Below are 8,643 nucleotides of genomic sequence, written 5' to 3'. Positions count from 1 at the left end.
GTCGTTCGGGCGGTTGCCCGCCCCGGCGCGGACGGTGTCCGCCGGCGCCGCGCTCTCGACGCTCACGCTCCTGGCGGCCCTGCCCGCGTGGTCGGCGGCACCGCAGTACGGCGCCCTGCTCGTGCTTGCCGCGGTCGCGGTCCCCGCGGTCTGGGTCCCCGGCCGCGGACCGTGGGCACGAGGAGCGCGTGCGGCAGGCATCGCGCCATCGCTCCTGGTGACGCTCGCGCTCTTCCCGTGGGGAGCGCAGCTGCTGGCCGTGGTGGGCGAGGCACTGACGACCACGGGCGGCCAGCGCATCGACCACCCCCTCACGACCTTCGACGTGCCCGGCACCGACCGGCCCTGGCTCGCGTGGACCCTCGGTGCCACAGCGACGCTGGTCGTCCTCGGTGCTGCACGCTGGCGCGTCGTGGGACGTCTGCGGCCCTGGGCGCCCGGCGCGGCCACCAGCGTCGCCGTCGTCACCGCCTGGTCTGTGCTCGCCGACGCCGGTCCGTCGGCGGTGCTGCTGGCCGGCAGCGTCGTCGCCGGTGCCCTCGTGCTCTGGGCCGTGACGACCTTCGGGACGCCCACCGGAAGGCCCGCACCGTGGTGGTGGGTGTCGGTCGCGACGCTGGCCGTCGCGCCCGCGCTCGCCCTCGACGCGCCGTGGGCGTGCGTCGTCGTGTGGGCTGCCGCGACGCTCGGCCTGGTCGTCGTCGCGCTCGTGCGGGCGCCCCGCCTGCGGAGTGGTGTCGCGCTCGGCCTGGCCGCAGCCTGGGGCCCAGGGACGGCAGGCGTGCTGGTGGTGGCGCTCGACGGCGACGCGCAGGTCCGGCTGGCCGCCCTCGTCGCCGCGATCGTGCTGACGTTCCTCGTCGGAGTGCTCCTGGTCGACGACGTCGCACGGCGCACCGGGGTCGAGACCGGTCTCGCCGCCGCGCTCCTCGTGACCGTAGCGACCAGCGCGGCGGAGGTCAGCCCGGTCGCGGGAGCGGTCGCCGCGCTCACGCTCGGGGCGACCCTCGCGCTCGTCGCGGCCGCGCCGCACGGTCGACGGGTCGCCCACCCCGCTCTTGCGGCCACGGCCGCGGTGGTCGCGGACCTGCTGGTCGCGGGGGACTGGTCCACCGCGTGGTGGGTGTGGGGCGTGTCGGCGCTCGTGGCCGTGGTCGCCGCCCGGGCGGCACGACCCGCTCCGGTGCGAGAGGTGCTGGCGGCGGTCGCGACCGTGCATGTCGGGATCGCGCTCGTGCCGCCGCTCGGGCCTGCTGGCGCTGGGCGGCGTGCTCGTCGCCGCGGCCGTGGTCGACGTCGACGTCGTGTGGCTCGTCGCCACCCTCCTGCTCCCGGCCGTTGCCGCCGTCCTGGTCTCGCTGCTGGTCGCCGACCGCGCCTTCCTGCGCGCGGTCGGTGGGGTGCTCGCGACCGTGGCCGTCGTCGTGTGCATCGGCGACTGGGAGACGGCCGTCGTCGCCTGGCCGCTGGCGGCCGTCCTGCTCGGGGTCTGCGCGCTGCCGGACGACGGACCGCCCTGGCGCGACCTCGCCGCGTCGGCGGCGGCCGTGACCGCGATCGCCTCGACCGTCCCGGTCCTCGAGCTGGTCGACGCGCCTGCGACCGTCGCCTCGCTCACCGTCCTGCTCGCGGCCCTCGTCGTCGGGGCGGGGGCGTCGGCACTCCTCGACGACCGTCGAGGTCGCCGTGGGGTCGAGCTGGCCGCGGTGACCGCGCTCCTCGTCACCGTGCTGTGGGCGGCGGGGACGACGTCGCTCGCCTGGCTCGCCCTCCTGCTCACGCTGCTGGGCGCCACGCTGGTGCTCGTCTCGCTCCTCGTCCCCGACCGGGCCGTCCTGCGGTGGGTGGCGACCGTGCCGCTCGGCATCGCCTACGTGCTGCGGCTCGTGGCCAGCGACGTCGGCGTGGTCGAGGCCTACACCGTGCCGTTCGCGCTCGTGCTGCTCGGTGCCGGGGCGTGGGTGCTGCTGCGCACGGAGCCGCCGCGCAGCACGGTGGTCGCCCTCGGGCCGGGGCTCGTGCTCGGACTGCTGCCGAGCCTGCCGCAGGCGCTCCTCGCTCCGACGAGTCCGCGGGGGCTCGCACTGGGGCTCGTGTCGCTCGCCGTGCTGGCGCTCGGCGTCCGGCTGCGCTGGCTCGCGCCCTTCGTGGCAGGGGCCGTCCTGGTGGGGCTGCTGCTCCTCGTCCAGCTCGGTCCGGTCGCCGTCGCGCTGCCGCGCTGGATCCTCATCGCCGCCGCCGGTGTGTCGATGCTCGGCGTGGGCATGACGTGGGAGAGTCGGGTGCGCGACGGCCGCGCGGCCGCCCGCTGGATCGGAGCGATGCGATGAACGACGCCCAGGACCTCACGCCCGCGTCCGACGTCGGCGACGAGGAACGCACCGTCGGCGACCTGCGACGCTCGGCGCTCGCCCAGGACGTGCTGCTGTTCTGCGTCGCCTTCACCGCGGGCGCGCTGGTGGTGCTCGTCGCGCGGATCCTGGGCAGCGCGACCACCGGCGACGTGTGGACCCTGGGCCGCTCCGACGGACTGCTGCTGGGCGGGCTCGTCGCCGGAGAGCTGTTCGTGCTGTGGAACAACGGTCTGCGGCAGGGCGTCCGCGGGCACAGCATCGGCAAGCACCGCGAGGGCCTGCGGGTCGTCCGCGCGGGAGAGGGGAGCCCGACCGGGGCCGCGTGGCGGCGGTGCCCATTGGCCTGCCCACGGTCCTGCGCTCGGCCACGCCGGACGCGTGGCACCTCGGGTTCGCGGCCTACCTGGGCCTCCTGGCGCTGCTGGTGCCGCTGCTCCTGGGCATGCACCGCGGTGTGCTCGACCGCGTCGCCGGCACCGAGGTCGTCCGTGCGCACGGCGACGACGCGGCCACGTCGGTGCCGCGGCGTCGCGCGCTCGTCGTCCTCGACGCGGTCGGCGTGGTGGGCGTCCTGACGGTGTGCGCGGCGCAGCTGGCGTTCATGTGGCCGCTCCTGTGGCGCTGGCCCGGGCTCTTCTGACCCGCCGGCGACCGCGTCGTCGAACATTCCTCTTGACATCGTGTATCTTGACATCAAGAGACTTTCCCGGCCGGACACCCTCGCGGTGCACGTGTCGCGGCAGCTGGCAGGGCGTCAGGTAAGGCGCACCTGACCTGGCAGCCCGGCGGTCCGGTCGGCAGGATGGAACCCGACGCGAAGGAGACACCCATGGTCGACAGCTTCAACGCCGAGCAGACGCTCGAGGTGGACGGCACCAGCTACACGTACTTCAAGCTTGACGCGGTGCAGGGTGACGGCCTCGACGTCACCACGCTCCCGTTCAGCCTGAAGGTCCTGCTCGAGGCGCTCCTGCGCACCGAGGACGGGGCCGACATCACCGCCGACGACATCAAGGCGATCGCCGCCTGGGACCCGTCGAGCGAGCCCGACCAGGAGATCCAGTTCACGCCCGCGCGCGTGATCATGCAGGACTTCACCGGCGTCCCCTGCGTCGTCGACCTCGCCACCATGCGCGAGGCCATGGTCGACCTCGGCGGCGACCCGTCCAAGATCAACCCGCTCGCACCCGCCGAGATGGTCATCGACCACTCCGTGATCGCCGACGTCTTCGGCACGCCCGAGGCCTTCGAGCGCAACGTCGAGATCGAGTACGAGCGCAACGGCGAGCGCTACAAGTTCCTGCGCTGGGGCCAGGGCGCGTTCGACAACTTCAAGGTCGTCCCGCCCGGAACCGGCATCGTGCACCAGGTCAACATCGAGCACCTCGCGCGCGTCGTGTTCGACAAGGACGGCACGGTCTACCCCGACTCCTGCGTCGGCACCGACTCCCACACCACCATGGTCAACGGCCTCGGCGTCGTCGGCTGGGGCGTGGGCGGCATCGAGGCCGAGGCCGCGATGCTCGGCCAGCCGATCAGCATGCTCATCCCGCGCGTCGTCGGCTTCAAGCTCCACGGCGAGCTGCCCGAGGGCGCCACGGCGACCGACCTCGTGCTCACGATCACCGAGATGCTGCGCGACCACGGCGTCGTCGGCAAGTTCGTCGAGTTCTACGGCTCCGGCGTCGGCGCCGTCCCGCTGGCCAACCGCGCCACGATCGGCAACATGAGCCCCGAGTACGGCTCCACCATCGCGGTCTTCCCGATCGACGAGGAGACCACGAAGTACCTCGAGCTGACCGGCCGCAGCGCCGAGCAGGTCGCGCTCGTCGAGGCCTACGCCAAGGCCCAGGGCCTGTGGCACGACCCCGACCACGAGCCGCGCTACTCCGAGTACCTCGAGCTCGACCTCTCGACGGTCGTCCCCTCGATCGCCGGCCCGAAGCGTCCCCAGGACCGCGTCGAGCTCGCGTCGGCCAAGGAGGGCTTCCGCGGCGCGCTCAACGCGTACGTCGAGGAGGAGGCCGAGACCACCACGGGCAAGTACGACGAGGCGCTCGAGGAGTCGTTCCCCGCCTCCGACCCGCCGGCCTCGGACGCCGAGGGCACCACGCCCTCGCGCGACTACCTCTCGTGCGTCCCCGCCGACGGCGGTCGCCCGAGCAACCCGATCGAGGTCACGCTCGACGGCCAGACGTTCACCCTCGACCACGGCGCCGTCACCATCGCCGCGATCACGTCGTGCACGAACACGTCGAACCCGTCGGTCATGATCGGCGCGGCGCTGCTCGCGAAGAAGGCCGTCGAGAAGGGCCTGACGCGCAAGCCGTGGGTCAAGACGACGCTGGCGCCCGGGTCGAAGGTCGTCTCGGACTACTACGACCGCTCCGGCCTCACGCCCTACCTCGACAAGCTGGGCTTCAACCTCGTCGGCTACGGCTGCACGACCTGCATCGGCAACTCCGGTCCGCTCATCCCCGAGGTGAGCGCCGCCGTCAACGAGAACGACCTCGCCGTCGTCTCGGTGCTGTCGGGCAACCGCAACTTCGAGGGCCGCATCAACCCGGACATCAAGATGAACTACCTGGCGTCGCCGCCGCTGGTGGTCGCCTACGCCATCGCCGGCTCGATGGACGTCGACATCACGACGGAGCCGCTCGGTGAGGACACCGACGGCAACCCGGTGTACCTGAAGGACATCTGGCCGTCCCCGGCCGAGGTCGAGGACGTCATCGCCTCCTCGATCACGAGCGACACGTTCGGCAAGGAGTACGCCGACGTCTTCGCGGGCGACGAGCGCTGGCAGAACCTGCCGACGCCCGAGGGCGACACGTTCGCCTGGGACGAGGACTCCACGTACGCCCGCAAGGCGCCGTACTTCGACGGCATGGGCCTGGAGCCGGAGCCGGTCACCGACATCGAGGGCGCTCGCGTGCTCCTCAAGCTCGGCGATTCGGTGACGACCGACCACATCAGCCCGGCCGGTGCCATCAAGAAGGACAGCCCCGCGGGCAAGTACCTGATGGAGAAGGGCGTCGAGCCGCGTGACTTCAACTCCCTCGGCTCGCGCCGCGGCAACCACGAGGTCATGATCCGCGGCACGTTCGCGAACATCCGCCTGCGCAACCAGATCGCCCCGGGCACCGAGGGTGGCTTCACACGCGACTTCACGGCCGGGGGAGAGGTCACGACCGTCTTCGACGCGTCGCAGAACTACCAGGCCGCCGGCGTGCCGCTGGTGGTGCTGTCGGGCAAGGAGTACGGCTCCGGCTCGTCGCGCGACTGGGCGGCCAAGGGCACGGCGCTGCTGGGCGTGAAGGTCGTCATCGCGGAGTCCTACGAGCGCATCCACCGCTCGAACCTCATCGGCATGGGCGTCCTCCCGCTGCAGTTCCCGCAGGGCGAGAACGCCGAGTCGCTGGGCCTCACGGGCGAGGAGACCTTCTCGGTCAACGGTGTCACCGAGCTCAACGAGGGCCGCACGCCGAAGACGGTCAAGGTCGTCGCCACGCAGGAGGGCGGCGAGACCGTCGAGTTCGACGCGGTCGTCCGCATCGACACCCCCGGCGAGGCGAACTACTACCGCAACGGCGGCATCATGCCGTACGTGCTGCGCAGCCTGCTGGACTGAGCGGTCGGCCTCCGGGCCGCCGCGCCACGACGAGACGCCGTCCCCGGTCGGGGGCGGCGTCTCGTCCGTCGTGGGTGAGCCCGTGCGTGGGGCCGTGGTGGGGCGGTCGTGTCGTCGGAGCCGGCTGGTAGACAGTGCGCGTGACCACCAGCGACCAGCTCGAGCTCCTCGCGCTGCCGCCGTCGCCCCCACCGACGACCCAGCCGGCAGCAGCCGAGGAGCCTGGTCGTGAGGCGGAACCCGTGCTGGTCGCGCGGGTCGCGGTCGACACGCCGCTGCCGCACCTCGACCGGCTCTTCGACTACGCCGTGCCCGCCGACCTGGACCCGCAGCCCGTGCCCGGCTGCCGGGTCAAGGTGCGCTTCGCCGGACGGCTCACCGACGGGTTCGTGGTCGGCCTCGGCGGCGCCTCGGCGCACGAGGGTCGGCTCGCCCCGCTGTCCAAGGTCGTGTCGGCGGAGCCGGTGCTGAGCCCGGAGGGGCTCGGCCTGGCCCGAGAGGTCGCCGACCGCTGGGCGGGCACGCTGTCCGACGTGCTGCGCCTGGCCGTCCCGCCGCGTCAGGCACGGGTCGAGGCCCGTCCGTCGGTCCCCGCGTCCGAGGGCCCCCTGCCCCACGTCGACGGCGAGGCCTGGCACCTGTGGCCCGACGGCCCCGATCTCCTCGCCTCGCTCGAGTCCGGGGGAGCGCCGCGCGTCGTGTGGGAGGCGCTCCCGCTGCGCGACCCGGCGGTCGCCGTCGCGGAGGCGGTGCTGGCCACGCTGCGCTCCGGTCGCGGCAGCGTGGTGTGCGTCCCCGACGCCCGCGACCTCGACCACTGGGACACCGTGCTCCGCTCCGTCCTCGGGGAGGGACGCCACGTCGTGCTGTCGTCCGCACAGAAGCCCGCCGAGCGCTACCGGGCGTTCCTGGCCGTCGCGCGGGGCGAGGTGTCGGTGGTGCTGGGCACCCGTGCCGCGGCGTTCGCGCCCGTGCGGCAGCTGGGGCTGGTGGCGCTCTGGGACGACGGCGACGACCTCTACGTCGAGCCCCGCGCCCCGTACCTGCACACCCGCGAGGTGCTGCTCACCCGCGCGGTCCGGGAGGACACGGCCCTGCTGCTGGCGGGCTACGCGCGCACGGCGGAGGGCCAGTCGCTCGTCGCGTCGGGCTGGTCGAGGTCGGTCCAGGCCGAGGCGGTCACCCGGCGCCGCGCCTGGCCACGGCTCGCCGTCACCGACGGCAGCGTCGCCGGTGGTGCGCCCGCCCGGCTCCCGCACGAGGTGTTCGCCGCGGTCCGGCGCGCCGACGGGCCGGTGCTCGTGCAGGTGCCGCGCCGGGGATACCGCACGTCGCTCGCCTGCCAGGACTGCCGGACCCCGGCCCGGTGCACCACGTGCGAGGGCCCGCTCGCCCAGTCCGGTCGTGACGCCCTGCCCACCTGCCGCTGGTGCGGGACCGCCGACCCGAGCTGGACCTGCCGCGCCTGCGGGTCGCACCGGCTCCGCGCACCCGTCGTCGGCCAGCTGCGGACCGCCGAGGAGTACGCCGCGGCGTTCCCGGGCCGCGAGGTCGTCACCTCCGGCGGTGCCGACGTGCTCGCGGTCGCGCCCGAGGGCGACGTGCTGGTGCTGGCCACGCCCGGCGCCGAGCCGCGGGTGGCCGGGGGCTACGCGCTCGTCGTGCTGATGGACACCTGGCTGGCGCTGGGCCGCGACGACCTCCGTGTGCTCGAGGAGGCGCACCGCCGCTGGTTCAACGCCCTCGCCCTGGCGCGGGAGCGCGCCGACGCCGTGGCGGTCGGCGACCCGGCGCTCCTGCAGGGACTCGTGCGTGCCGACCCCGCCGGCCTCGCCGAGCGTGAGCTCGCCGAGCGCGCGGAGGCGCACCTGCCTCCTGTCGCGCGCGTGGCCGTGGTCGAGGGTCCGGCCGCCGACGTGACGCCGCTCGTCTCCGCACGGTGGACGCCCTCCACCGAGGTGCTCGGCCCGGTGCCGACCTCCACGCGCCCGGGCGAGCCGGTGCACGAGCGCCTGGTGCTGCGGGCGCCCCGCCGTGAGGGTCCGGCCCTCGCCGCCGCGCTGAAGGACGTGCAGGCGGCCCGCTCGGCGGCCAAGCAGCCGCCGCTGCGCGTGCGCGAAGGCGATGTCGAGGTGCTGGCCGATTATTTCGGACGCCGTATGGCGGCCGAACTCGGCTGGGAAGGCTGGCCCGGTTTCGCGCCGCATGTCGCCGACCAGCTCGAACGGCACGACTGGCCGGGCAATGTGCGCGAATTGCGCAATGTCGTCGAGCGCGCGATCTATCGCTGGGACGATTGGGACCAGCCGATCGGGCACGTCGTTTTCGATCCCTTCGACAGCCCGTGGAAACCCGCCGGCCCGGGCCCGCGCAAGGACAGTCCGGCGCAGCAGTCGGCTGCAACGGCCGCGCCTGCCATGCCCGATTTCGATCTCGTCGCGGACCTGCGCGGAGCGGTGGATGCGCATGAGCGTGCGATCGTCGAGCATGCGCTGGGCAAGCATCGCTGGAACCAGCGCCAGACTGCCAAGGCGCTCGGCCTGACTTACGACCAGCTGCGCCATTGCATCAAGAAGCACGGCCTGACCGACGACGACTGACCGGTGCGGGGCCGGCCGGGCGTCCGCCAAGCTGTTGCAATCGCGCGCTGTTCGGCGC

4 protein-coding genes and 1 pseudogene are annotated in these 8,643 nt (G+C 73.7%); 4 read left to right on the top strand and 1 reads right to left on the bottom strand.

All coding sequences use genetic code 11. The features are described 5' to 3' along the window. Nucleotides 1–1,051: pseudogene (locus A6Q79_RS14450) on the bottom strand (hypothetical protein); the annotation flags it as partial. A gap of 166 nt (nt 1,052–1,217) precedes the next feature. On the opposite strand from A6Q79_RS14450, the gene A6Q79_RS14445 reads away from it, so the two are divergent. From A6Q79_RS14445 to A6Q79_RS14430, 4 genes are all read left to right on the top strand, one after another. Continuing rightward, nucleotides 1,218–2,330: an SCO7613 C-terminal domain-containing membrane protein gene (locus tag A6Q79_RS14445; RefSeq protein ID WP_317698665.1), complete on the top strand. Its 1,113-nt coding sequence runs from the start codon at nt 1,218–1,220 to the stop codon at nt 2,328–2,330. A gap of 346 nt (nt 2,331–2,676) precedes the next feature. After that, nucleotides 2,677–2,994, top strand: a complete 318-nt coding sequence (locus A6Q79_RS14440; protein WP_317698664.1) for a hypothetical protein — start codon at nt 2,677–2,679, stop codon at nt 2,992–2,994. 189 nt (nt 2,995–3,183) lie between these two features. Next, nucleotides 3,184–5,985: an aconitate hydratase gene (locus A6Q79_RS14435; RefSeq protein WP_286690522.1), complete on the top strand. Its 2,802-nt coding sequence runs from the start codon at nt 3,184–3,186 to the stop codon at nt 5,983–5,985. A 140-nt stretch (nt 5,986–6,125) separates the two neighbouring features. Further along, nucleotides 6,126–8,585, top strand: coding sequence for a helix-turn-helix domain-containing protein (locus tag A6Q79_RS14430; RefSeq protein WP_317698663.1), 2,460 nt, complete (start codon nt 6,126–6,128; stop codon nt 8,583–8,585). Nucleotides 8,586–8,643 lie beyond the last annotated feature (58 nt).

Origin of the sequence: Aeromicrobium sp. REDSEA-S32_B7 (assembly GCF_001626145.1) — a bacterium.
Taxonomy (GTDB): Bacteria; Actinomycetota; Actinomycetes; order Propionibacteriales; family Nocardioidaceae; genus Aeromicrobium; species Aeromicrobium erythreum.
The sequence above is the reverse complement of the archived record's forward strand: the minus strand, read 5'-3'. Positions and strand labels throughout refer to the sequence as shown.